22 protein-coding genes, 1 pseudogene and 1 riboswitch are annotated in these 22,266 nt (G+C 68.8%); of the genes and pseudogenes, 8 read left to right on the top strand and 15 right to left on the bottom strand.

Features of this window, described 5'->3' with window-relative positions; all coding sequences use genetic code 11:
* Positions 1 to 8: 8 nt before the first annotated feature.
* On the top strand, positions 9 to 902 hold the full coding sequence (locus tag LQ566_RS04440; protein ID WP_231090373.1) for an alpha/beta fold hydrolase: 894 nt from the start codon (positions 9 to 11) through the stop codon (positions 900 to 902).
* Entirely contained in the window at positions 899 to 1,978 is a 1,080-nt protein-coding gene (locus LQ566_RS04435) for an Lrp/AsnC family transcriptional regulator (RefSeq protein ID WP_231090372.1), read from the top strand. The genes LQ566_RS04440 and LQ566_RS04435 overlap by 4 nt, the downstream gene beginning before the upstream one ends.
* Positions 1,979 to 1,985: 7 nt before the next feature.
* Here LQ566_RS04435 and LQ566_RS04430 read toward each other — a convergent pair whose 3' ends face one another.
* Positions 1,986 to 2,957 (bottom strand): sugar-binding transcriptional regulator, encoded by a 972-nt coding sequence (locus LQ566_RS04430; protein ID WP_231090371.1) that lies wholly within the window; start codon positions 2,955 to 2,957, stop codon positions 1,986 to 1,988.
* Positions 2,958 to 3,064: 107 nt separating this feature from the next.
* Between LQ566_RS04430 and LQ566_RS04425 the strand changes: the two genes are divergently transcribed.
* Positions 3,065 to 4,774 (top strand): glycerol-3-phosphate dehydrogenase/oxidase, encoded by a 1,710-nt coding sequence (locus LQ566_RS04425; protein ID WP_231090370.1) that lies wholly within the window; start codon positions 3,065 to 3,067, stop codon positions 4,772 to 4,774.
* Between the two features lie 29 nt (positions 4,775 to 4,803).
* A complete protein-coding gene (gene glpK / locus LQ566_RS04420; protein WP_231090369.1) occupies positions 4,804 to 6,333 on the top strand; it encodes a glycerol kinase GlpK in 1,530 nt (509 codons plus the stop codon).
* Between the two features lie 164 nt (positions 6,334 to 6,497).
* Here glpK and LQ566_RS04415 read toward each other — a convergent pair whose 3' ends face one another.
* Together LQ566_RS04415 and LQ566_RS04410 are read right to left on the bottom strand one after the other, a co-directional pair.
* Positions 6,498 to 8,255 (bottom strand): glycoside hydrolase family 3 protein, encoded by a 1,758-nt coding sequence (locus LQ566_RS04415; RefSeq protein ID WP_231090368.1) that lies wholly within the window; start codon positions 8,253 to 8,255, stop codon positions 6,498 to 6,500.
* A 9-nt stretch (positions 8,256 to 8,264) separates the two neighbouring features.
* Positions 8,265 to 9,569 carry an MFS transporter gene (locus LQ566_RS04410; protein ID WP_231090367.1) on the bottom strand — a complete coding sequence of 435 codons (1,305 nt, stop codon included), beginning with the start codon at positions 9,567 to 9,569 and terminating at the stop codon, positions 8,265 to 8,267.
* 240 nt (positions 9,570 to 9,809) lie between these two features.
* Here LQ566_RS04410 and LQ566_RS04405 point away from each other — a divergent pair, with 240 nt between their 5' ends.
* Complete coding sequence (locus tag LQ566_RS04405; RefSeq protein WP_231090366.1) at positions 9,810 to 10,457, top strand: TetR/AcrR family transcriptional regulator; 648 nt, start codon at positions 9,810 to 9,812, stop codon at positions 10,455 to 10,457.
* Positions 10,458 to 10,463: 6 nt separating this feature from the next.
* On the opposite strand, the gene LQ566_RS04400 is transcribed toward LQ566_RS04405, so the two are convergent.
* The 4 genes from LQ566_RS04400 to trpS all read right to left on the bottom strand — a co-directional run bounded on the left by LQ566_RS04400 (position 10,464) and on the right by trpS (position 13,523).
* Positions 10,464 to 11,339, bottom strand: coding sequence for an Fpg/Nei family DNA glycosylase (locus LQ566_RS04400; RefSeq protein ID WP_231090365.1), 876 nt, complete (start codon positions 11,337 to 11,339; stop codon positions 10,464 to 10,466).
* 39 nt (positions 11,340 to 11,378) lie between these two features.
* Entirely contained in the window at positions 11,379 to 11,834 is a 456-nt protein-coding gene (locus LQ566_RS04395) for a hypothetical protein (protein ID WP_231090364.1), read from the bottom strand.
* 40 nt (positions 11,835 to 11,874) lie between these two features.
* Complete coding sequence (locus LQ566_RS04390) at positions 11,875 to 12,453, bottom strand: GNAT family N-acetyltransferase (RefSeq protein ID WP_231090363.1); 579 nt, start codon at positions 12,451 to 12,453, stop codon at positions 11,875 to 11,877.
* A 62-nt stretch (positions 12,454 to 12,515) separates the two neighbouring features.
* Positions 12,516 to 13,523, bottom strand: a complete 1,008-nt coding sequence (gene trpS / locus LQ566_RS04385; RefSeq protein ID WP_308070524.1) for a tryptophan--tRNA ligase — start codon at positions 13,521 to 13,523, stop codon at positions 12,516 to 12,518.
* Positions 13,524 to 13,593: 70 nt separating this feature from the next.
* Between trpS and LQ566_RS04380 the strand changes: the two genes are divergently transcribed.
* Positions 13,594 to 14,109: a hypothetical protein gene (locus LQ566_RS04380; protein WP_231090362.1), complete on the top strand. Its 516-nt coding sequence runs from the start codon at positions 13,594 to 13,596 to the stop codon at positions 14,107 to 14,109.
* A 5-nt stretch (positions 14,110 to 14,114) separates the two neighbouring features.
* Here the strand turns inward: LQ566_RS04380 and LQ566_RS04375 are convergent, their stop codons facing one another.
* From LQ566_RS04375 to LQ566_RS04360, 4 genes are all read right to left on the bottom strand, one after another.
* Positions 14,115 to 14,957, bottom strand: coding sequence for an exodeoxyribonuclease III (locus tag LQ566_RS04375; RefSeq protein WP_231090361.1), 843 nt, complete (start codon positions 14,955 to 14,957; stop codon positions 14,115 to 14,117).
* Positions 14,958 to 14,998: 41 nt separating this feature from the next.
* Positions 14,999 to 16,144, bottom strand: a complete 1,146-nt coding sequence (locus LQ566_RS04370; RefSeq protein ID WP_231090360.1) for a YihY/virulence factor BrkB family protein — start codon at positions 16,142 to 16,144, stop codon at positions 14,999 to 15,001.
* Positions 16,145 to 16,284: 140 nt separating this feature from the next.
* On the bottom strand, positions 16,285 to 17,532 hold the full coding sequence (locus LQ566_RS04365; RefSeq protein ID WP_231090359.1) for a YihY/virulence factor BrkB family protein: 1,248 nt from the start codon (positions 17,530 to 17,532) through the stop codon (positions 16,285 to 16,287).
* Positions 17,529 to 17,981, bottom strand: a complete 453-nt coding sequence (locus LQ566_RS04360; RefSeq protein ID WP_231090358.1) for an NUDIX domain-containing protein — start codon at positions 17,979 to 17,981, stop codon at positions 17,529 to 17,531. Before LQ566_RS04360 ends, LQ566_RS04365 begins: the two co-directional genes overlap by 4 nt.
* A gap of 204 nt (positions 17,982 to 18,185) precedes the next feature.
* Here LQ566_RS04360 and LQ566_RS04355 point away from each other — a divergent pair, with 204 nt between their 5' ends.
* Positions 18,186 to 18,335: a hypothetical protein gene (locus LQ566_RS04355; protein WP_231090357.1), complete on the top strand. Its 150-nt coding sequence runs from the start codon at positions 18,186 to 18,188 to the stop codon at positions 18,333 to 18,335.
* Positions 18,336 to 18,735: 400 nt separating this feature from the next.
* On the opposite strand, the gene ribH is transcribed toward LQ566_RS04355, so the two are convergent.
* The 4 genes and pseudogenes from ribH to LQ566_RS04335 all read right to left on the bottom strand — a co-directional run bounded on the left by ribH (position 18,736) and on the right by LQ566_RS04335 (position 21,559).
* The gene (gene ribH / locus LQ566_RS04350) at positions 18,736 to 19,203 is read right to left on the bottom strand and encodes a 6,7-dimethyl-8-ribityllumazine synthase (RefSeq protein ID WP_231090356.1); all 468 of its coding nucleotides are present in this window, start codon (positions 19,201 to 19,203) and stop codon (positions 18,736 to 18,738) included.
* A gap of 23 nt (positions 19,204 to 19,226) precedes the next feature.
* Positions 19,227 to 19,829, bottom strand: a pseudogene (ribB, locus tag LQ566_RS04345) (3,4-dihydroxy-2-butanone-4-phosphate synthase); the annotation flags it as partial.
* On the bottom strand, positions 19,826 to 20,455 hold the full coding sequence (locus tag LQ566_RS04340) for a riboflavin synthase (protein WP_231090355.1): 630 nt from the start codon (positions 20,453 to 20,455) through the stop codon (positions 19,826 to 19,828). The gene LQ566_RS04340 and the pseudogene ribB, both read right to left, overlap by 4 nt.
* Before the next feature lie 110 nt (positions 20,456 to 20,565).
* Positions 20,566 to 20,721: riboswitch (FMN riboswitch) on the bottom strand.
* A 49-nt stretch (positions 20,722 to 20,770) separates the two neighbouring features.
* On the bottom strand, positions 20,771 to 21,559 hold the full coding sequence (locus LQ566_RS04335) for an alpha/beta fold hydrolase (protein WP_231090354.1): 789 nt from the start codon (positions 21,557 to 21,559) through the stop codon (positions 20,771 to 20,773).
* Positions 21,560 to 21,640: 81 nt separating this feature from the next.
* Here LQ566_RS04335 and LQ566_RS04330 point away from each other — a divergent pair, with 81 nt between their 5' ends.
* Positions 21,641 to 22,255: a TetR/AcrR family transcriptional regulator gene (locus LQ566_RS04330; RefSeq protein WP_231090353.1), complete on the top strand. Its 615-nt coding sequence runs from the start codon at positions 21,641 to 21,643 to the stop codon at positions 22,253 to 22,255.
* Positions 22,256 to 22,266 lie beyond the last annotated feature (11 nt).

Here is a 22,266-nt window from a genome sequence, read left to right as displayed (position 1 = left end):
GAGTCTCCATGACCGACAAGCAGGTATCGCCGGAGTTCGCGGCCGCCACCACCGAGGCGCAATGGGTGCAGATCAACGGGAACCATCTGGCGGTGGAGGTTCTGGGGCCCGAGGGGGCGCCGGTCATCATCACCCACCACGGCGCGCCCGGACTCGGCTCCCGGGCAGAACCCCGCGCGAGCTTCGGTCGCCTCGCCGACGAGTACCGCGTGGTGGTGTTCGACGCGCGCGGCAGCGGTCAGAGCGAAGGCAACGGCACCTTCAGCCACGAGCAGTGGGCGGCCGACATCGACGGCCTGCGCGAGTGGATCGGTGCCGAGCGGATCGTCATGGCGGGTGGTTCCTACGGCGGGTTCATGGCCATGGAGTACGCCCTGCGCTACCCCGACCGCGTCGCCGCCGTGGTGCTGCGCGACACCAGCCCGGACAACGGCAACGCCCATCTCGCGCGGGAGAACGCGCTCGCGAGTGACCGGGTCGACATCGACATGGAGAAGTTCGACCGCATCGACCTCGGTCAGGTGCGCGACAACGAGGACCTCAAGGACTGCTGGCGCGAGATCCTGCCGCTGTACGACTTCGTCTACGACCCGGAGGCTGTGGAGCGCAAGGTCGAGGCGACCCCGTACCGCTATGAGGCGCACAACTACGCGTTCTCGGTGAACCTCGTCGACTACGACCTGAAGCCCCGGCTGCACGAGATCTCGGTGCCGACACTGATCACGGTTGGCCGGACCGACTGGATCACCCCAGTATCGTGTAGCGAGACGATCGCTGAGCTGGTACCGAACTCTGAGCTGGTCGTCTTCGAGAAGTCGGGGCACTCCCCGCAGATCGAACAGGCGGAGGAGTGGACCCAGACAGTGCGGGACTTCCTGCACCGGGTCTACCCTCCGAAGTGACCACGACGGTGGCAGGGGGGACAGGGGGACGCAGTATCGACGAGCTGGACAAGCAGATCATCGTCGCCCTGCAACAGGACGGACGCGCCAGCTGGCGCGCGATCGCCGACCAGGTGGGCGCTGCGGTCTCCACCGTCGCCCGGCGGGGGCAGCAGCTGCTCACGGACGGCATCGTGCGTGTGGGCGTGATTCCCACGCTTGGCAACTCCGGACGGGTGGAGTCGTTCCTGGTGCGCGTGAACTGTTCGCCGGGCACGCAGATGGACGTGGCCGAACAGCTCGTGAAGTCGCCGTACGTGCGGTTCGTGACCCTCGTGACGGGGCGATTCGACCTGTACGCCGAGGTGGTCATCACCGGCGGCTCCGCGCAGCAGACGCGCGTTCTCACCGGGCTGCAGTCGATTCCGGGGATCGAGCGCTGGCGCAGCGACTTGCTGACCTTCAACTACAAGGTCAGCTTCGACTGGGGCCGGCAGCTGTTTGAGCCGGATGCCACCGAGAGCGGCTCGGAGGCGCTCATGCCGCCGCCGAACTCATGCGAACCGGACCATTTCGACGACGCCGATCGTCGCATCGTGGGCGAGCTCTCCGTGGACGGGCGTGCCTCGTTCCCCTCGATCGCGACGAAGCTCGGGATGAATGAGAGCAGCGTCCGACGCCGCTACGAGCGTCTCAAAGCGAACGGGTGCATCACCACGGCCACGTCCGTCACGGCGGCGTCACTCGGGATGAGCGCCGAGACGCTCATCATCCTGCGGGTGGCGCCTTCGCACCTGGAGCGGGTGGCGCAGGCGCTGCGCCCGCACCTCGCGGTGCGCTTCATGGCGGCGGCGCTCGATGAGAGCTCGCTCTACTGCGAAGTGATCCTGCCCTCCACCGACGACCTGCACCGCTTCCAGACCCAGACCCTGGGAAAGCTCGACGGTGTGAAGGGGTGGACCGCGTGCATGGAGCTGGTGTTCATGAAGCGCGGTTTCGTGGAGACTCCGGGCTGGCGCGATCAGGTGATGTACGACCAGGGCGAGATGCCGGCCAACCCCTGGCTGCAGATCCCTCCGGGCACCGCGTTCACCTGATCGGCGCTCAGGCTTCGGCGAGGGCGAGCGCCGTCGGCTCGTCGACGATGAGATCGGTGATGAGACCGGCGGCGAGCGCACCCCGGATGCTCGGCGCCTTCGCGCGCCCCGCCACCACGCACACGCGCCGCGGGGTGCGACGGAGCACGCGGAAGTCGGGACCGGTCGCGCGTTCGTTCACGGCGATGCCGTCGGTGGATCCGTCGGCGCGGAAGAAGACCGTCGCGACATCCCCGATCACCCCGGCCTCGGACAGTGCCCGATAGTCCGCCTTCTCCAGGTACGAGTCGTGATACACGTGGCTCGGGACCTCGGAGATCGGCGAGCCCACGCCGAACAGTGCGACGTCGAGGCGCGACTGCAGCGCCAGGATCCGGCGGATCGAGCGTTCCCGCCAGAAGGCCTCCCGGGTGTGCGGATCGTCGAAGAATGCGGGCACGGGGAACTGCTCCACCGCTGCGCCGTAGGCGTCGCCGAATCGGCGCAGCAGCTCGCTCGCGTACAGCACGCCCGTCGAGGCGAGGTTGCCGGAGCCGTTCAGCTGGATGATCACGGAATCGTGGGTCTGCTTGGGCACCAGGAAGCGGCTGACCGCGCTGATGGTCGATCCCCACGCGATGCCGATGCGCTGATTCGAGTCGATGAAGCCCGTGAGAATCCGTGCAGCGGTGAGCGCCACGCGGTCGAGCCGCTCGATGTCGCTGACCGTGTCGGGCACGGGCACGACATGCGCTGTGACGCCGAAGCGTGAGCGCAGCTCCTTCGCCAGCGCCGCGGCGTCATCCTGTTCGGGGCGCACCCGGATCTCCACCAGCCCGGTGTCACGGGCGAAACTCAGCAGGCGTGACACCGAGGAGCGTGAGGTGTGCAGTTCGCGCGCGATGGCATCCATCGTGAGGTCCTGCAGGTAGTACAGGTGAGCGGCGCGCAGCGCATCGCGCACACGGGCGGGATCCGCGTCCCAGGAGTGGTCGGGCATGACCATAGCGTAGCCGTCCTGCACATTCGTTCACGAAGGTTGAAAGGATGTTCTCGCCGCGAGAGGATCGAGGGGACGGCGTGAGGTCCGCGCCGCCGGGAAGGATCATGATGGCTGCCTCCACCTCGCCCCGAACTCCCACCGGGATCGAGCGCCTCGCCGATCGGCCCTACGCGGACGTGCTCATCATCGGCGGCGGCATCAACGGCATCGCCACGTTCCGTGATCTCGCCCTGCAAGGCGTGGATGTCGCCCTCGTCGATCGCAGCGACGTGATCACCGGAGCCTCGGCGGCATCCAGCCACATGATCCACGGTGGCGTTCGCTACCTCGAGAACGGCGAGTTCCGCCTGGTCCACGAGGCCGTCACCGAGCGCAACGACCTGCTGGGCACCGCGCCGCACTACGTGCGCCCGCTGCAGACCACCATCCCGATCTACTCGACCTTCTCCGGCATCCTGAACGCCCCCCTGCGCTTCCTCCGCCACGGTGCGGGCAAGCCGCAGGAGCGCGGCGCCGCACTCATCAAGATCGGCCTGGTCATCTACGACTCGTTCTCGCGCGGCGGCGGACGGGTGCCGCGGCACGAGTTCCACGGCCGCAAGCGCTCACTGCGGGCGCTGCCTCGGCTGAACCCCGGCGTGAAGTACACGGCTACCTACTGGGACGCCTCGATGCACGATCCCGAGCGGCTCGCGATCGACGTGGCGCGTGACGGCGTGACGGCGGGCGGCGATCGTGCACGCATCGCCACCTACACCGCCGCGGTGGGCGCTCGTGACGGAAAGGTCATCCTGCGCGATGCCGACAGCGGCGAGGAACTCGCGTTCTCGGCCGGTGTCGTCGTCAACGCGTCCGGGCCCTGGACCGACCTCACCAACGAGGCGCTGGGACGGCCGACGCGGTTCATGGGGGGCACGAAGGGGTCCCACATCGTCGTGGACAACCCGCAGTTGCTGGAGGCCACCGGCGGACGCGAGATCTTCTTCGAGCACAACGACGGACGCATCGTGCTGATCTACCCGCTCAAGGGCAAGGTGCTCATCGGCACCACCGACCTCGAGCACGACATGTCGGAGCCGGCTGTCTGCACTCCGGAGGAGGTGGCGTACTTCGTCGAGCTGGCCGCGCACGTGTTCCCCTCGATCCCGGTGGACCCCGAGAGCATCGTGTACCGCTTCTCCGGTGTCCGGCCGCTGCCCGGCCATGGCGACGAGGCACCCGGTTTCGTATCCCGCGACTATCGCATCGAGACGGCCACCCTGCCCACCGGCGACGCCACGGTGTTCAGCCTGGTCGGCGGGAAGTGGACCACGTTCCGCGCGTCCGCCGAGCGCCTGGCCGATCACGTGCTGGAGGCACTGGCGCGCCCCCGTCGCCGCTCCACCCGCGGTCTCGCGATCGGCGGTGGCAAGGACTACCCCCGCACCGAACGGGCGCGACAGGCCTGGCTGGACGACAATGCATCCTCCCTGCCGCGCGAGCGCGCCGCGCAGCTGCTGGATCGCTACGGCACGGTGGCCACCGCGGTCATCGACGCCATCGTGGCCGACGCCGACGACGCCCCGCTCGCCGGAGCGCCCGCGTACTCCACCGCAGAGCTTCGTCACCTGGCCCGCACCGAGCACGTGCGTCATCTGGAGGACATGCTCATGCGTCGCACCAGCATGGCCTTCACTGGGCTGGCGTCCGAGGAGAATGCACGTGCCGTCGCCGAGGCGATCGCCGATACGCTCGGATGGGATGCGGCCACGGTGGACGCCGAGGTCGTGCGCGGCCTCGCCCACGTCAACTACGCCGTCCCCGAGTACGCCTGATCCGTTCTGCAGCGCCAATAGGAGGCAGTGTGGCCGCCCACGTGATCGCCCTCGACCAGGGCACCACCTCGACCCGTGCGATCGTCTTCGATCGGGCGGGGGAGATCGTCGCGACCAGTCAGCGGGAGCACGAGCAGATCCTGCCGCGTGCCGGCTGGGTCGAGCACGATGCGACGGAGATCCGCGACAACACCCTCTGGGTGCTCCAGCACGCGCTCGACGAGGCCGCGATCGACGTCTCCGACGTCGCGGCGCTGGGCATCACGAACCAGCGCGAGACGGTGATCGTCTGGGATCGGGCCACGGGCGAGCCGATCCACAACGCGATCGTCTGGCAGGACACACGCACGCAGGCGAAGGTGGATGAGCTCGCTCGCGACGGCGGCACCGACCGCTTCGCCGACCAGACCGGGCTGCCGCTGTCCACCTATTCGTCGGCCTCGAAGATCGCGTGGATCCTCGACCGGGTGCCCGGAGCGCGCGAGCGTGCGGGGCGTGGCGAGCTGCTGTTCGGAACCCCCGACACCTGGCTGGTGTGGAACCTCACCGGCGGAACGGACGGCGGCGCTCATGTGACCGACGTCACCAACGCGTCGCGCACGCTCCTGATGGACCTGCGCACCCTGGACTGGGACGACGAGCTGTGTGCGGTATGGGACATCCCTCGCCAGATGCTGCCGGAGGTGCGCTCGTCCTCGGAGATCGTGGGCGCCATCGCCGGGGGACTGCCGGCCGCCGGTGTCCCGATCGCCGGCATCCTCGGCGATCAGCAGGCCGCCACCTTCGGCCAGACCGCGTTCGAGGCCGGGGAGTCGAAGAACACCTACGGCACGGGCAACTTCCTCATCGTCGGAACGGGCACCGAGATCGTCCGTTCCCGCAACGGTCTCATCACCACGGTCGCGTACCGTGTGGCGGACGAACCCGCCCGCTACGCGCTGGAGGGGTCGATTGCGGTCACCGGCTCGCTCGTCCAGTGGCTGCGTGACAACCTCGGTCTGATCGCCGAGTCCAGCGACGTGGAGCGGCTGGCCGCCACGGTGGAGGACAACGGCGGCGCCTACTTCGTCCCGGCGTTCTCAGGGCTGTTCGCGCCCTACTGGCGTCCGGATGCGCGTGGCGCCCTCGTCGGGTTGACCCGCTTCGTCAACAAGGGCCACATCGCGCGCGCTGCGCTGGAATCGACGGCGTTCCAGACACGCGACGTGATCGACGCCGTGGTGGAGGACACCGCGACCGCCCTGCCCGAGCTGCGCGTGGACGGCGGGATGACCCGCAACGACACGCTGATGCAGTTCCAGGCGGACGTGCTCGGGGTCACCGTCGTCCGCCCGCGCATCACCGAGACCACGGCGCTGGGCGCCGCGTTCGCTGCGGGCCTGGCGACAGGCGTGTGGGCGGACCTGGACGAACTGCGGGCGCTGTGGCAGGAGGATCGCCGCTGGACGCCCGCGATGGACGAGGACCAGCGTGAGCGCCGCTACCGCGTGTGGCGCAAGGCCGTGTCCAAGTCCCTGGACTGGACCGACGCCGACACCGAGGCCCTCGACGCCGGCTGACCGGCCCCACCCGGTTCATAGCGCGCGAATGGATCCTATTCGCCCCAGTTTCGGGCGATTTGCGCGCAATGAACCGGATTCAGCGGCGACACCATCTCGACCCCGCAGCGCAATTGGCTCCAAACCACGAGGGTATGGAGCCAATTGCGCGCAATGAACCGGGATCAGTAACGCAGACCGTGGCCGAAGCGGAACGTGGGATCCTCGGTGTCGAAGGCCACGTCCGAGCGGCTCGCGGCAACGGCGGCGTCCGATCGCGGCAGATCGAACGGCAGCGAGCCGAGCGGCGAACGATCGCCGAACAGCACGCGCAGCACCGCCAGGTCGGAGGCGCCGTAGTTCGCGATGACCGCGCCGGCGGTCTTTTCGAGCCCGCCCAGGACCGCGGGACGATCCAGGTAGATGTCGATCACGGTGGGCACCTTCTCGGCGATCGCGGTGAGGCGTGCATGCTCCTCGGCGGGGAATTCGAGCGAACCCTCATGGAACATGGCGGAGAAGCCGCCGCGATCACGGATCTCGAATGGCGCCTTGATGCGCAGGATCGCGACATCCGCGTCGTCGGGGGAGTCCACGAGAGTGGCGAAGTCTGCGAGCACCTCGGCGTTCACACCCTCCGCGTAGACCTTCACGCCCCGCGCGAGCGGAAGGAGCGAGTCGGCGTTGGTCAGCAGGGTGAGCGAGTCGCTCTGGGCAGCCAGCCCCTCCTCCACCCAGTCGCTCTGACCCACCACGATGGCGGCACGGTCCTCGTCCACGAAGGGGTTGTCGAACAGGCCCAGCCGGAACTTCTCGCTGAGCAGCCGGCGGATCGAGACGTCGAGGCGCTCCTCGGACACGGTGCCCTGGGCCATCAGGTCCAGGAGCACATCCGTGCACAGTTCGCCCCCGAACTGATCGACACCGGCGTCGAGGGCTTTGACCATGCGCTCCGGCCGGGTCAGCTGCTCCACGCCCCAGGCACGGGCGGGCATCTCGCTGCCGAGCACCTCGGCGTCCGTCAGCAGACCCCAGTCGGTGCACACGATGCCCTCGAAGCCGAGTCGGTCGCGCAGCAGATCGGTGAGCACGTCTTTGTTGAACCCGAAGCCGACCTCCTCCCAGTCGGTGCCGACCGGCATGCCGTAGTAGGGCATCATCTGCGTTGCCCCGGCGTTGATCGCCGCGATGAACGGGCGGAGGTGGTACTCCTGCTCGCCGCCCGGGTAGACCTGTTCGCGACCCCACGGGAAGTGCGGATCCTCGCCGTCCTTCTGCGGTCCGCCGCCGGGGAAGTGCTTGACCATCGCGGCCACGGACTCGGTGCCGAATTCCTCGCCCTGGAAGCCGCGGATGTAGGCGACGACGAGATCGGACGTGAGGTCCGCACTCTCCCCGAACGTGCCGCTGATCCGAGACCAGCGGGGCTCGGTGGCGAGATCGATCTGCGGGTGGAGGGCCACCCGCAGTCCCACGGCCAGGTACTCCTGGCGCGCGATGTCACCGAATCGCTCGAGCCGCTCCGGCGATGCGAGCGCGGCGAATCCCAGTGTCTCCGGCCACTGTGAGAAGGGGCCGGCCAGGATCGAGGTGAGCGGGTTGTCGCTGAAGGCGTGGCGCGGATCGGTGGAGAACGTGATCGGGATGCCGAGGCCGTTCTCCAGCGCCGTGCGCTGCAGGTCGTTGTGCCACGCGGCGAACTCCCGGCCGTCTCCAGCCGCGCCGATGATGTTGAAGTACGTCATCCGGCGCTTTCGCACCATCGACACCGCCGACGGGATGCCGAAGGTGGGGTTGGCCTGGTTCGGATCGCCGTACGAAATCATCGTGTGGAAGAACATGCCGGCTTTGTCGGCGGCGTCCATCCGGCTGAGGAGATCCTCGACGCGCTGGGCGACGGCCAGTGAGGCGTCCTGATACGGGAAACGAGCGGAATCGGTCATGATCTCTTCCTACTTGGCGGACTTGATGAACCAGACGCTGACGGCGCCGAGAATGCTGAGGACGATGCCAATCGGGAACAGGCCGGCATAGCCGAACACCAGCACGATGGCGCCCGCGAATCCGGGGGCGAAGGTCTGCGGCAGCGTGGCCGCGATGTTCACCACGCCCAGGTCCTTGGCGAACGACTTCGCGGACGGGAGGACCTGGCTCATCAGGGCCGTGTCGACCGCCTGGAACATCCCGAACCCGAAGCCGATCACCGCGGTCATGATGAGCCAGGACTCGTACGTGGGCCAGAACCACGGCAGCGCGAGGGCCAGGCCCATGACCACGGAGGATCCGAACACGAACGGCTTGCGGCGTCCCACGCGGTCAGACAGCGGACCCGAGATCACGGTGGCGATGATCGTGCCCACCAGGCCGACGATACCCAGCAGGGGGATCACCGTCTGCGGCTCGGCGATGCCGAGATAGTCGCCCAGGATGTAGAGCTGGTAGCCGGTCACACCGAAGTAACCGGTGTAGAGCAGCAGGCGCCCCGTGAAGGCCCAGAAGAAGTCGGGGTGCTTGATCGGGTTCACCCAGAAGGTGCCGATGAAGTCGCGGAGGCTGAACGGCTCGCGCTCGAAGTTGGTGCTGGGACGGTCCGGGTTGAGGAGGACGAACAGCCCGATCACCACGAAGGCGAACACGGCGAAGATGATGTAGCCGGCTGTCAGGCTGTTGAACAGCAGTGAGCCGACGATCTGGCCGCCGAGGGCACCGGCCATGAGGCCGACGCCCGACAGCGCGGCGAACGTGCCGCGTCGCGCGATGGGCACGCGGTCCGGCAGGACCGCGGATAGCGGGCCCTGCGCGAAGTTGTAGGCGATCTGCACCAGGCACCACGCGATGAGGATGCCGACGAACGAGTTCGCGAACGCCAGCCCGACAAGTGCCAGTCCACCGCCGAACACACCAAGCATCATCCACGGCGCCCGGCGGCCGTACTTCGATCGGGTGCGGTCGGACAGCTGTCCGGCGACGGGCTGGGCCACGAGCGCGCAGAGGGCTCCGACCGTCGCGATCACCGCGAAGGTCGCCACCTTGCTCTCCGGGAACAGCAACTCGATCTGATGCGGCAGCAGGACACCGGGGACGGCGCCCCAGATCAGGAAGATGGCGAAGTTGGCCGGGATGATCGAGCCGAGAAGGCGGCCGAGCCCCGTCAGCGGCGCGGGCGGGTCATCCTCGCCCGAGGCGGTGCGGACGTACGTGGTCTGCGTGAGCGGCGGTTGCACCGTTTCCGGCGCGTCGGGTGAAGTCGACGACATTGTCAATCCTTGCCAGGTCAGGGTCTCGAGTGGGAGGTGATGCCTGTCAGGCGGAGCCGGGATGGTCCGCCGTGACCATTGCGAAGACGCTAGCATGAAAACCGACACATGTGTAGGTGTTGGGAAAAGGGCCTGATCGGATAACCTTTTCTGATCCAGTTGTCGTGGACAGGAGTGTCGTTTCCCCAGCAATGCCTACACAAGTGTCGGTTTTCGTGGCGCAAGTGCTACCGTGTCAGCATGACCCCGACCGACGACGAAGCCCGCGGCTACGCCAATGGTCGTGCGCGCCGTGATGTCATCATCCGCACCGCATCGGAGCATTTCGCCGAGCGCGGCTTCGTCTCGGCCACGATCCTGGAGATCGCGGCAGCATGCGGCATCTCCCGCGCGGGGCTGCTCCACCACTTCGCCGACAAGGAAGCACTTCTGCACGCGGTGCTGGAGGCGCGGGACGAGGAGGACCAGGAGCGGTTCGCACCCTATGTCGAGGCTCACGGCGCTATCGGGGTGCTGCGCGGCATGGTCGACCTCGCCGATCACAATCGCCTGGTGCCGGGGCTCATCGAACTCTTCGTCCGCCTCTCGGCGGAGGCGGCGGCCACCGACCATCCGGCTCACGACTACTTCACACAGCGCAACGAGCGCATCCGCCGCGGAACCGCGCGGGCGCTGGTCGCGCTACAGGCGCGCGGACTCGTTCGGGCCGACCTCGATGCCCGCAGCGCCGCGCTACGCCTCACCTCGCTGATGGACGGACTGCAGCTGCAGTGGCTGTTCGACTCGGAGGTGGACCTGGCTCGGGAGATCCGCGGTGTGGTGGGGGAGTGGCTCACGCCCGCGGGGCGCGAGGCATTCGACGCCGCGCTTCCAGTGCTCGCGGCGTGAGTGGGCCTACTTCAGCAGCCGGCTGAGGCGACGATCCGCCAGCGGCTTGCCGCCGGTCTGGCATGTGGGGCAGTACTCCAGCGAGCGATTCGCAAAGAACACGCTGCGCACCGTGTCACCGCACACGGGGCAGGGTTTGCCCGCCTGCGCGTGGACGTTCATGCCCGCACGCTTGGCGTCCTTCAGCTCGGCGGGCGGCTTGCCGGAGGCCACCGAGACCGCGTGGGTGAGGGTGTCGATCATGGCCTGATGCAGCCGTGCGGTCTCCTCCTCGCCCAGTGTCGCGGCGATGGCGTACGGGGACAGCTTCGCGGCGTGAAGGATCTCGTCCGAATAGGCGTTGCCGATGCCGCCGATGATCGACTGATCGCGTAGGAGCCCCTTGATCTGTGTGCGGCGGCCGGCGAGCATCGTGCGAAACTCCTCGAGCGAGAGCGGCGGCCGCAGCGGATCGGGACCGAGGCGGGCGATCCCCGGCACGGTCTGCGCATCGCGGGTGACGTACACTGCCAGAGACTTCTTGGTGCCCGCTTCCGTGAGGTCGAAGCCTGAACCGTCGTCGAAGGCGATGCGCAACGCGATCGGGGTGCGACCCGGCTTGATGGCCGTGGCGGGAAGCGCGTCGTACCAGCGCAGCCACCCGGCCTTCGCAAGATGGAAGATGAGATGCACCTCGTCGCCGGCCGACGTGAGGGTCAGGATGTCGATGAACTTCCCGTGGCGCGTCACCCCGCGTACCTCCGCGTCGATGAGGGCGTGGATCGGGGGATCGAAGGTCTTCAGCGCGGCGATGGATGCGACCGTGGTCTTCGTGATCGTGCGCGCGGCCAGACGATCGTCGAGGTAGTCGACGAGTCCCTGTACCTCTGGCATCTCAGGCATGCGCCCATCCTGCCATCCGGCGCCGACATCGACGACCCCTCACCCCTCAGGGAGGAGCCAGACCACGGCAGCCCACCGCGTATCGGAGGGGGCGGTGACCTCCAACCCACCGGCCGCGACGGAGAGATTCGAGTCGTGAACGATGCGGTATGTCTTCCCGTCGCAGGGCACCTCCGCGGAACTGCCGGCGAGGATGCCGAACCTCAGCGGAGTACCACCCCTGCACGTCAGATCGGCGCCCATCGTCCCGACAAACTCACGGGTGCTCGTTCGCGGAAGCGGACCCTCGGTGGCGGCGTACTCCGCGATGACGGTGGCGTTTTCCGGCGTCGCCGGTGTGACCACTTCGTCGGACAGTGAGGTCTGCGCCAGGGGCGGCGTGGCGACAGTGGACTCCTCCAGCGACATCACCTCGACAGTGGTCGCTGGAGCGCACCCGCAGAGCGCCAGCACAAAACCGAGTGCCACCGTTCCGGCAGCGACCTTCATACGCATGCCGCGACCCTAGCCCCGGGCCCGCGGGCGGGCAAGCGTCTCAGCCGAGGACGTCCCAGACGGCGGGCGTCGGAGAATCGGTGAACAACCGTCCGGCGCTCCAGCCGTCGGTGCGGCCTCCGCCGGTTGTGACGAACGCGCCGCGGCGCACGCCCTCGAAACGAAACCCGAGCGCGCGGGCGGCTCGGGCCGATGCGACGTTGCCCACGGCGGCGTTCCACTCCAGACGATCGAGTCCGAGGCCCGACGGCTCGAACGCGTGGTCGATGACCGCGTGGGCGGCCTCCGTCAGATACCCGTTGCCGCGCTGGTCGCCGCGCATCCAGAACCCGATCTCGGCGGCGCCTGCGCCACGGCGAGTGAGGCTGATCATGCCGACCAGCGAGACGGCCGCGTGCTGCGGGGCCGTGCGGATCGCCCATTCGTAGCCGCTGTCCGCCGAGGACCGGGAGGCTGCCTCGTCGACGAACTCGACCGCATGCTGCAAGGTGTACGGCGACGGCAGCGGCGTCCAGCGGGGGATCTCCGGATCCTGGCAGGCGTCGGTGATCGCGGGCGCATCCGCCGCGGTCGGTGCGGAGAGGGTCAGGCGCGTGGTGCGCAGGATCGGAGTGCTCATCAGTGTCCCGGAACGGACGGAGGGAGCGACGTGGTGCCGCTCCCTCCGTCGATGTGTTGTGCTCAGCGGCGACGCAGCAGGCCGACCTTGTCGTACACGTCGCCCAGGGTCCGATCGGCGACGGCCTCGGCCTTGCCAGCGTTGACCGACAGGACGCGGTCCAGCTCTGCGGGATCGGCCATCAGTTCGAGGGCCTTCGCGCGCACCGGCTCGAACTCGCTCACGACGGCATCGGCGACGGCCTTCTTGAAGTCGCCGTACCCCTTGCCCGAGAACTCGTCCTCAATCGCCGGTACCTGACGGCCGGTGAGCGCCGACATGATCACCAGCAGGTTCGACACGCCGGGCTTGTTCTGGCGGTCGTAGCGGACGGTGCCGTCATTGTCGGTCACTGCGCGCATGATCTTCTTCGCGTTGACGCTCGGCTCGTCGAGCAGGTACAGCACACCGGACTGGTTCTCCGCCGACTTCGACATCTTCGACGTCGGGTTCTGCAGGTCGTAGATGCGCGCGGTCTCCTGCTGGATCACCGGATTCGGAACGCGGAACGTCTCACCGAAGCGGGTGTTGAAGCGCTCCGCAAGGTCGCGGGTGAGCTCCACGTGCTGCTTCTGGTCCTCGCCGACCGGGACGACATCCGTCTGGTATAGCAGGATGTCGGCGGCCATCAGCACCGGATAGGTGAACAGGCCAACGCTGGTGGTGTCCGCGCCGTATCGGGACGACTTGTCCTTGAACTGCGTCATGCGTCCCGCCTCGCCGAAGCCGGTGAGGGTCGAGAGGATCCAGGCGAGCTCCGCGTGGGCGGGGACGTGGGACTGCACGTAGAGCGTGGAGCGGGTCGGCTCGATGCCGGCGGCGATGTACTGCGCAGCGGTACGGCGCGTCTTCTCACGCAGCTGCTGCGGATCCTGTGGAACGGTGAGGGCGTGCAGATCGACGACGGAGAAGAACGCGTCGTAGGAGTCCTGGAGGCCACGCCACTGCATCAGCGCACCGATGTAGTTGCCGATCTGCAGAGAATCGGCGGAGGGCTGCATTCCAGAGTAGAGGCGCGCTTTTCCAGTCACCCCTCGATCCTACGCGTGCCGTGAGCATGCACCGACGCCGGCCCTCGTCCGCGGCTGCCATACTGACGGCATGGGCGAGCAGATCACCGTCACCGAGGCCGATATCCGCGGTATCCGCCGCGATTTCACGCGCTACGTGGTGACGCGCCCGGCAACCATCGTCGCTCTGGTCGTCTTCGCAATGGCCACCATCGTGTTCGTGATTGTGGCGCTCGCCGCCCAACCGTTCTTCTGGGTGGCGGCGGCCGTCGCAGCGTTCGTGCTCGTCCTGTTGCCCTCGGCGCTGGGGCGTCAGGTCACCCGTGCGGCGCGCGCGGCGATGCCGGCCGGTTCCTGGATGCGCGCCTGGATCGAGGATGGGGCGCTGAAGACCGCCGGACCTACCGGGTCTGCGTCCACCTCGCTGCCCGCGTTCCGTCGAGCCATGGTGCATCCTGACGCGGTGCTCGTGCAGCGAACCGGCTCGAACGTGGTGGGCGTGTTCCCGCGCCGCTGCTTCACCCTCGAGGAGATCGAGGTGCTGCGTCGCGTCGACGCGGCACGCGGACGCGGCGTGCAGAGCTCGCCGCCCGCGCCCGCCGCGTAGCCGACTCAGATCTCGTAGTCGACGATCACGGGGGCGTGATCGCTCCAGCGGGTGTCATAGCTCGGCGCCCGGAAGACGGAGTAGTTCGATGCGACGGCGGCGAGCGCGGGAGATGCCAGGTGGTAGTCGATGCGCCAGCCGGAGTCGTTGTCGAACGCCTTGCCACGGGCGGACCACCACGTGTAGGGGCCGGGAACCTCGCCCGCGTGGGCGCGTCCCACGTCGATCCAGCCGAGGCCCGCGCCCACGGACCCGTCCACTCCGGTGATCTCGGTCCCCACGGCACCGAGGAAGCGGTCGAAGTAGGCGCGTTCGCGCGGCAGGAACCCGGCCTTCTTGACGTTGCCCTTCCAGTTCTTGATGTCCAGTTCACGGTGACCGACGTTGAGGTCTCCCGTGATGAGGGCGAGTGCGTCGCCGGCGCTGAGCTCGGGAAGGCGCAGCGTCATGGCATCGAGCATGGCCCACTTGGGATCCTGCTTCGCGGGCGTCTCCGCCTCACCGGTGAAGACGTACGCGGAGACCACGGTGACGGTGCGGCCGTTGACCACGAAGTCGGACTCGATCCAGCGCCCGGCGGTGTCGTGCTCGGCGGCGGCGATACCGATGCGAACGGCCGCGGCCTCGCTCCGGCTCGCGATGGCAACACCTGCGCGTCCCTTGGCGGTGGCCTCCTCATCGACGATGACCCAGCCGGGCAGCGCCTTCTCGAGCTCAGCGCGCGGGGCGCGGACCTCCTGGAGGGTGAGGACGTCGACGTCGGCCGTCTCGAGCCAGTCGTGCATGCCATTGCGCACCGCCGCTCGGATGCCGTTGACGTTCACGGATGCGATGCGAAGACGTGTCATGGGTACAGGCTACCGACCCCCTCGGACATTGCCGGTCGTCGTCAGCGCCGTCCGCGGTGGGCGCGTTGCGCTTCCAGCGTGGCCAGACGCTCGCGCGCTTCATCCAGCTCCTCCCGAGCCCGGGTGACGGTGCGGATGGCACGCCCGCGCGCGGCCCAGGCGGCGTCGCGGCGCGCAAGCCGAGCCTCGCGCAACCTCACCTCTGCGGCTCGCACCATCAGGTCGGCCTCGTCGATGCGCCGCTCGTGCTCGCTGCGCTCGACGATGGGCGTATCGGTCTCATCCGCGCGCTCGGTGATCCAGGCCGCCGCCAGCAGCACCACGATCATCGCTATCCGGAACCACAGGAACAGCCCCAGCAGGATGGCGAACGTCGCGATCAGCGGGTTGGCGGGTGGGCGGCCGAGCAGCCATCCGGCGGAGAACTGCAGGATCACGAGTGCCGCGGCGCCCGAGGCAGATGCCGGAAGCACCTGGCGCAGGCCCAGGTCCGTGCCGCTCAGCCAGGTGAACAAGGTGACGAGCACCACGAGGTCGACGAGCAGGGTCACCACGACGGTGGCCGAGCGGCCGAGGAGGGCGACGGCCGGAAGCGACTCTCCCCACCCCAGTGCATCGAACACCCCGCCCAGAGCAGAGGTTCCGATCGCGCTCATGGCACCACCGGTGAGCAGCAGGATGGCGTAGCCGAGCGCCGCAAGCGCATCCCACACCTTGACCATGGCGAAGTGGGCGTCCACGGCGGGAAGGCCGAACATGTCACGGACGGCGCTGCGGAGAAAGGTGACCCATCCCACGGCGGTCCAGGCGAAGACGACGAAGGCGACGACGCCCGTGACCGACCAGACCGGACGCGCACCGGCGGCGAGATCGCGCACCTGCCCGTCGGAGACCAGTCCTGGCCCGCCGTCGAAGGAGATGAGCCCCGGCGCGAGGCCGTTCACCAGTCCCAGCAGCGAGTCCACGGCCTGCACGGATGACCCCAGCCAGATCCCCAGCACGGCGACGGCGATATACAGCGCCGAGAAAACGGCGAACACGGCCTGGTCGCTGGTTCCCGATGCCAGCAGCAGGCCGTTGCGGCGATTGAAGCGCGCCCACACCCGCAGCGGGAACGAGTTGGAGAGCGCGCGTGTCAGCGATCGGTTGCGGGCTTCCCCGGCCCCCTGCGTAGTCTCGGCGCTCACCCGTCCAGCCTAGGGGCGCGCCCGCCGTGCGCCTGGTTGCGAACGCATGAGCATGCGCCGAAAGCAGGAGAGATGCACGCTATCCGTCATGATCTCGCCGCATCGTCCTGCGTTCACGACGCGGATGCGGGGGAGTGGGCTCAGTCGGGCGACGACCCGTCGCGCTGGCGCTTCAGCTCACGCTCGCGCAGGAGGGTCTGTTCGATGCGCTGGCGCGCGGTGATGCGCTCGGCGGGCGTCGCCTCCAGCTCCTCCAGCTCGCGTTGACGCAGCTCGAACTTCTCCTCGGCGTGCGCCACGTCCCGACGCGCGGCACGACGCTGCCAGAACCCGGCCTCGACGGCGGCTCCCCGAGCTTCGGCGAGCTCCAGCTGGGCGGCATCCAGCAGCACGAGCGCGTCCTGGATGCGCTGCTCGCGCGCTCCGACGCGCTCGATGACGATGTCGTGGTCATCGGCGGATTCGGCCACCCACGCCGCCGACAGCAGGATCGCCATCATCACGAAGCGGATCCAGAGCAGGAGACCGATCAGCACCGCGAAGGTGACGAGCAGCGGGTTGCTCGGGGTCTTGCCGATCAGGAAGCCGAACGCGAGCTGCAGAACCGCTACCGCGCCGCCACCGAGGAGCGCCCCCGGAAGCACGTGGCGGGTGCTCAGGGAAGTGGCTGTGAGGAAGCGGAAGAGGACGACGAGCGTCACGGTGTTCACGGCGAACAGCACGGCGATCGACACGACCCGGCTCACGAAGGCGAGCCACCCGTCATCCGTCCACTGCAGGAGGGAGAAGAGCCAGCTGAACGCCGAGGTGGTTCCCCAGCCGAGGACCGCTCCGATGAGCAGGAGCACCGCGAACCCGATGGCCGCGAGAAGGTCACGCACCTTCAGCAGGATCGCATTACCGGTCTCGTTGGGCAGGCCGAAGATATCGCGCACGGTGGCGCGGATCGCCCCGATCCATCCGACCGCCGTGAACAGCACGACGAGGAGGGCGACGATACCGGTGATGCCGAGGGTGGTCGCACTCTGCGAGGCGACGTCGTGGACGGCGTCAGGGGAGATGATCCCCCCGTTCTTCTTGATTGCGCCCGGCAAGTACTGGTTGATGACGTCGATCAGACCGTCGATGGCCGCAGCGTTGCTGCCCAGCCATAGTCCCGCGACCGCGAACGCGAGATAGAGCGCGGCGAAGATCGCGAACAGCGCTTGATAACTGACACCGGCTGCAAGCGTCTGTCCGTTGCGCCGGGAGAAGCGCTGGAAGACGCGCACCGGGAACCACTGCATGACCTTCTCAGCCGTCTGCTGCGCCTGCTGCACGACCGCCGCCGGTCCCGACGCCTCCTTTTCGTCCTGCTCCGCCGCCGTGCGGCTGCCGACCTCGCTCATGCCGCCGCCCGGACCGAGAACGCCGCCGCCGCGTCGAGCGCAGCCGGTGCGCCTTCGGGAAAGAGCGGGAAGCTGACCGCGTCGATGTCCGCGATGTCGTGCCAGCGGATCGGGCTGCCCTCATCGAGCACGAACAGCGCCGCATCGTCGGGGATCTCCTCTAGCGCGTGTCCGCGGGCGGCGAAGATGAACGCGATCTCGTGGCCCGGCTGGCCTTCGTAGGAGAAGAGGTTCTCCGTCACGGAGATCAGCTCGACCTCGTCTGGCTCGATCCCGAGCTCCTCAACGAACTCGCGTCGGACGGCCTGCGCGGCGGTCTCGCCGAACTCGACACCGCCTCCGATGGCGCGCAGGAACCGTTGCCCGGTCGCCAGCTCGACACCCTCCAGGGCGAGCACACGCCCCTCTCGAACGGGCAGGCCGACGGCGATGACTCGGATGGCGCTCACCCGTCCACGCTAACCGATCTGCTCCGGGCGGGTGGTGCGGGTTGACGCGAGCGACGAATCGGCGCTAGCGCAGACCAGAGGGGCCCCCGCAACCACCCCCCCCCCCCCCGCCCCCCCCCCCCCCCCCCCCCCCCCCCCCCCCCCCCCCCCCCCCCCCCCCCCCCCCCCCCCCCCCCCCCCGCCGAGCTCCACGCGCGATGGAGCATGCCGCGAGCGAGCAGCGGCGCGATCCTGCAGTCGCAGGTCCCTGTCGTCGGTCAGCCCGTGCGGGTCTGGCGTCTGGAGCCGGGACACGGAGACAGTGCACACGTCATCGATGTGGTGGATCCGTCGGCGGCGGAGTCCGCGCGCTGACCCGGATCGGCCTCGCTAGCGCCGCGTGCTCCGGGCCGGTTGAAAGCTGGGAATGGGGATGGGCTTGGTGGCGCGGCTGCGCTCCGGCGATTCCGCCGGTGTCTCCGCGGGTACGGCGGGGTCCGGATGCGGGGGCGAGGAGCCCGGTGAGGCGCCGAGGGGCTGGGAGATGTTCATGACTGCACCCTAGGCAGACGGGTCGACGATCAGCCACCGGCTTGCGGGGATCCGGATTGCGGGGTACGCGCGGGCGCGAACGCGCCTCAGCCTGGTCGGCGATGTCTGCCGCGGCGGCTCGGTGGTGACCGGCTCCGGTCTGATACGCACCGGTCGAGCCGGACGCAGGGCTGCCAGGACACGATCGGCCGGGCGCGGCGGCCGATCGTGTCCTGCTTCCGGATCAGCCTCGCAAGCTCGTCACGGTGCGGGCGGTGCTGAGCGCAGCACTCGCCGCCTCGGCACCCTTGTCCTCCCGGGAGCCGGTCAGCCCCGCGCGGTCCAGGCCTTGCTGCTCATCGTCCAGGGTGAGGACGCCGAAGCCCACGGGGCGGCCCGCGTCGAGCGCGACTCGTGTCAGACCATCCGTCGCGGCAGCGGAGACGAACTCGAAGTGCGGTGTCCCACCCCGGATGATCACGCCCAGGGCGACAACGGCGTCGGCACCGCCCTCGAACGCCGCCTGGGCGGCGACGGGGAGCTCGAAGCTGCCCGGCACCCGCACCAGCGACCACTCGGCTCCGGCAGCGTCCAGCACGCGTGCCGCGCCGGCGATGAGGCCGTCGGAGATCGTGGTGTGCCAGCTTCCCGCGATGACGACGACACGCAGTCCTGCCCCGTTCACGTCCAACTCCGGTCCGGTGCCGCTCATGCCGCGTGTCCTTTCAGTTCATGCTCCGCCGCGTCCAGGTATCGGCGCAGCTCTTCGATCGTGATGACGGGGATGCCCTCGGCGGCGCCGAGGTCGCGCAACTCGGGAAGACGCATCATCTCGCCGTCCTCGCGCACCACTTCGGCGATCACCGCGACGGGGGAGAGGCCCGCCAGACGCATCAGATCGACCGCGGCTTCCGTGTGTCCGGCACGATGTCGCACCCCACCGGCCACCGCCCGCAGCGGCAGGACATGACCCGGTCGGATCAGATCCGCTGCGACGGCGTCCGGCGCGGCGAGCGCGCGGAGGGTGCGGGCGCGATCCGTGGCGCTGATGCCGGTGGTGATGCCGCGGGCGGCGTCGACGGAGACGGTGTAGGCCGTGCCGCGCGGATCCTGGCTGTGCGGGACCATCAGCGGCAGCTCCAGCCGATCGGCCACGTCGGCCGGCATTGGGGCGCACAGGTAGCCGCTGGTGTTCCGGACCGTCCAGGCGATCCATTCGGGGGTCGCGAGTTGCGCGGAGAGGATCACGTCCCCTTCGTTCTCGCGCCCCTCGTCGTCGGCCACTAGTACCGGCCGTCCCGCCTGCAGCGAGGCGAGAGCTGCTGGGATGGCGGTCATCGCGAGGCCCCGGCGAACTCGGCGAGCCGGGCGACGTGGCGTGCCAGGATGTCGGTTTCCAGGTTCACGCGGGTGCCGATGACCGCCGCGCCCAGGGTGGTGGCCGCGATGGTCGCCGGAATCAGCGACACCTCGAACCACGCCGCCGCCTCGCCCGCTGCGGACACGGCGGACACCGTGAGCGACACGCCGTTGACGCAGATGGAGCCCTTGTCCACCACGAGCGGCGCGGCCTCGGCGGGCAGCGCGATGCGGACCACCCGCCAGTCCGGGTGCTCGGTCACCGTCAGCACCTCTGCGGTCTGCTCGACGTGTCCTTGCACGATGTGTCCGCCCAGGCGAGCATCCGCGCGAAGTGCCCGTTCGAGATTCACCGCCGAGCCGGGGGACCACTCGCCTGCGGTGGTCACGCGCAGGGTCTGGGGCATGGCCTCGACCTCGTAGTCGGTGTCCACGCCTCCCGGCGCGACGGCGACGACGGTGAGGCAGACTCCGTCGGTCGCAATGGAATCGCCCAGCGAGGCGGTGGCGGCGACCTCCGGCGCCCGCACGGCGAATCGGACCACCTCGGGCCCCGCGGTGACGCGCACGATCTCGCCGATCTCTTCGATCAGTCCGGTGAACATTGTTCTCCTCTCCCGGACGCCTGCGGCTCCGGCTGGTGTCAGCCGCGTCCGGGGTGCGCAAGAGGGAACGCGCGATCGCCGACGAGTGCGTTTCGGCGCCTCCGTCTGCGACCCGTGCTGCCTCCCATCCGGACTCGGGCCATTCGCAAGCGAAGACCCATCACCGTCGGTCCCGGAGTTTCACCGGGTCAACCGCAGAGGCAAGCCTCTGCGGGTCGCGGACTGTCACCGCCGGTTCGGATTCTCACCGACCCCGGAGCACGTGTGTCGCATTGAGTGTAACCCCGCCCGATGCGCGCTCGGCGCATGCGGGGGTTAGACGGCCCCCTTCGGCACGAGAGCCAGCAACTCGGGCAGCAGCACGCGCGCGTCCACCATGTGATCCTGCCCCGGCACGGTGCGGGGGGTGAGTCCCGCGTCGCCTGCCACGCTCGTCGCGACGGCATGAAGGCTCGCGGGGCTCTTCTCGCCGACCAGCACACGCAGGGGAGAAGCGATCCCCGCGGCGACGCCGGGCTGAGGGGGACTCGCTGTGAGAGCCATGTCGTATCGCAGCGTGGGAGCGAGGGCGCGCATCCGCCGCCACCCCGGCAGCAGCGGCAGCATCGTCGTGAAGACGCGAGGCATCCCGATTCCCCCGAGGAAGCGCCGGATCGCCGCGCCTCCTTTCCCGCGCTCGACGAGGCCGTCGACCTCGTCGCGGAGGGCAGCGTAGGTCTCGGCTTCCGCGGAGTCCGCCACCCACGACGCGTCGTAGAGGACGCTCCCCAGCACGCGCGCGCCCAGTTCGCGTGCCGCCTCCAGTGCGATGATCGCCCCGGACGAGTGACCGTAGAGGAACGCCGAGCCACCGAGGGCGTCGATCATCGCTTCCACGTCCTCCACCTCGCGCTCCAGGGACCACGGCTGCCGGTCCCCGGAGCCGCCGCGGCCGCGTCGGTCGTAGGACAGGATCCGGAACCGGGTCGCGAACACCTTCACGTCCTGGCGCACCGGTGCGAAGGTGCGATGACAGCACGCTCCGGTGATGTAGACGAGCGGTGGGCCCGACCCCGCGATCTCATAGGCGAGGATCGTGCCGTCCTGCGATGTCGTCGTGTTCATGACGCTCTCTCTCGATGCTTTTTAGACTGGTGGGTCTAGTATTGAACATCAGGACGGACGTATCTAGAGGGAGGCAGCACCGTGCGACCCAGTTCAGCGGGGAAGATCCGGGCGGCGCTCGCGGCCGCGGAGGACGCGTTCCTCGCGCAGGGATTCGACGCTGTGACGATGGATGACATCGCCCGCGCGTCCGGTGTCGCGAAGCAGACGCTCTATTCTCATTTCGTCAGCAAGGAGGGCTTGTTCCTTCAGCTCGTGACGACGATGACGGGTGCTGCCGGCGATGCGGTGCTCGACGAACCGCCCGTGATCCCCACCGCCGCGGACGTCGAGCCCGCACTCATCGGTCTGCTCGATGAGCAGCTGTCAGTGGTGCTCACACCCCGGCTGCTGCAGCTGCGGCGTCTGGTCATCGGAGAAGTCCGCCGGTACCCCGAACTCGGTCGCGCGCTCGCGGAGAACGGGCCGCACCGGGCGATCGCCGCGCTCGCGGAACTGCTCACCGATCTCGACGTACGCGGGCTGCTTCGCGTCCCCGACGCGCCCCGCGCGGCGAGTCAGCTGAACTGGCTCGTGATGGGACAGCCGGTGAACGACGCCATGATGTTCGGCGACGACCGCGTTCCCACCTCGGCCGAACGCAGGCGCCATGTCGCTTCCGCCGTCGCGCTCTTCCTGGCGGCGCACCGAGACTGACTCGCGCATAT

It is taken from the genome of Microbacterium nymphoidis (genome assembly GCF_021044885.1).
GTDB classification, from domain to species: Bacteria; Actinomycetota; Actinomycetes; order Actinomycetales; family Microbacteriaceae; genus Microbacterium; species Microbacterium nymphoidis.
Note: the sequence above shows the minus strand (reverse complement) of the source record. Positions and strands in the feature narration are given on the sequence as shown.

Excerpts from the sequence above, each read along its gene's own strand:
- LQ566_RS04440 (WP_231090373.1), top strand. The coding sequence starts at position 9 with ATGACCGACAAGCAGGTATCGCCGGAGTTCGCGGCCGCCACCACCGAG.
- LQ566_RS04430 (WP_231090371.1), bottom strand. The coding sequence starts at position 2,957 with ATGCCCGACCACTCCTGGGACGCGGATCCCGCCCGTGTGCGCGATGCG.
- LQ566_RS04425 (WP_231090370.1), top strand. The coding sequence starts at position 3,065 with ATGATGGCTGCCTCCACCTCGCCCCGAACTCCCACCGGGATCGAGCGC.
- LQ566_RS04415 (WP_231090368.1), bottom strand. The coding sequence starts at position 8,255 with ATGACCGATTCCGCTCGTTTCCCGTATCAGGACGCCTCACTGGCCGTC.
- LQ566_RS04410 (WP_231090367.1), bottom strand. The coding sequence starts at position 9,569 with ATGTCGTCGACTTCACCCGACGCGCCGGAAACGGTGCAACCGCCGCTC.
- LQ566_RS04405 (WP_231090366.1), top strand. The coding sequence starts at position 9,810 with ATGACCCCGACCGACGACGAAGCCCGCGGCTACGCCAATGGTCGTGCG.
- LQ566_RS04400 (WP_231090365.1), bottom strand. The coding sequence starts at position 11,339 with ATGCCTGAGATGCCAGAGGTACAGGGACTCGTCGACTACCTCGACGAT.
- LQ566_RS04395 (WP_231090364.1), bottom strand. The coding sequence starts at position 11,834 with ATGCGTATGAAGGTCGCTGCCGGAACGGTGGCACTCGGTTTTGTGCTG.
- LQ566_RS04390 (WP_231090363.1), bottom strand. The coding sequence starts at position 12,453 with ATGAGCACTCCGATCCTGCGCACCACGCGCCTGACCCTCTCCGCACCG.
- LQ566_RS04380 (WP_231090362.1), top strand. The coding sequence starts at position 13,594 with ATGGGCGAGCAGATCACCGTCACCGAGGCCGATATCCGCGGTATCCGC.
- LQ566_RS04375 (WP_231090361.1), bottom strand. The coding sequence starts at position 14,957 with ATGACACGTCTTCGCATCGCATCCGTGAACGTCAACGGCATCCGAGCG.
- LQ566_RS04365 (WP_231090359.1), bottom strand. The coding sequence starts at position 17,532 with ATGAGCGAGGTCGGCAGCCGCACGGCGGCGGAGCAGGACGAAAAGGAG.
- LQ566_RS04355 (WP_231090357.1), top strand. The coding sequence starts at position 18,186 with ATGCCGCGAGCGAGCAGCGGCGCGATCCTGCAGTCGCAGGTCCCTGTC.
- ribH (WP_231090356.1), bottom strand. The coding sequence starts at position 19,203 with ATGAGCGGCACCGGACCGGAGTTGGACGTGAACGGGGCAGGACTGCGT.
- LQ566_RS04340 (WP_231090355.1), bottom strand. The coding sequence starts at position 20,455 with ATGTTCACCGGACTGATCGAAGAGATCGGCGAGATCGTGCGCGTCACC.
- LQ566_RS04335 (WP_231090354.1), bottom strand. The coding sequence starts at position 21,559 with ATGAACACGACGACATCGCAGGACGGCACGATCCTCGCCTATGAGATC.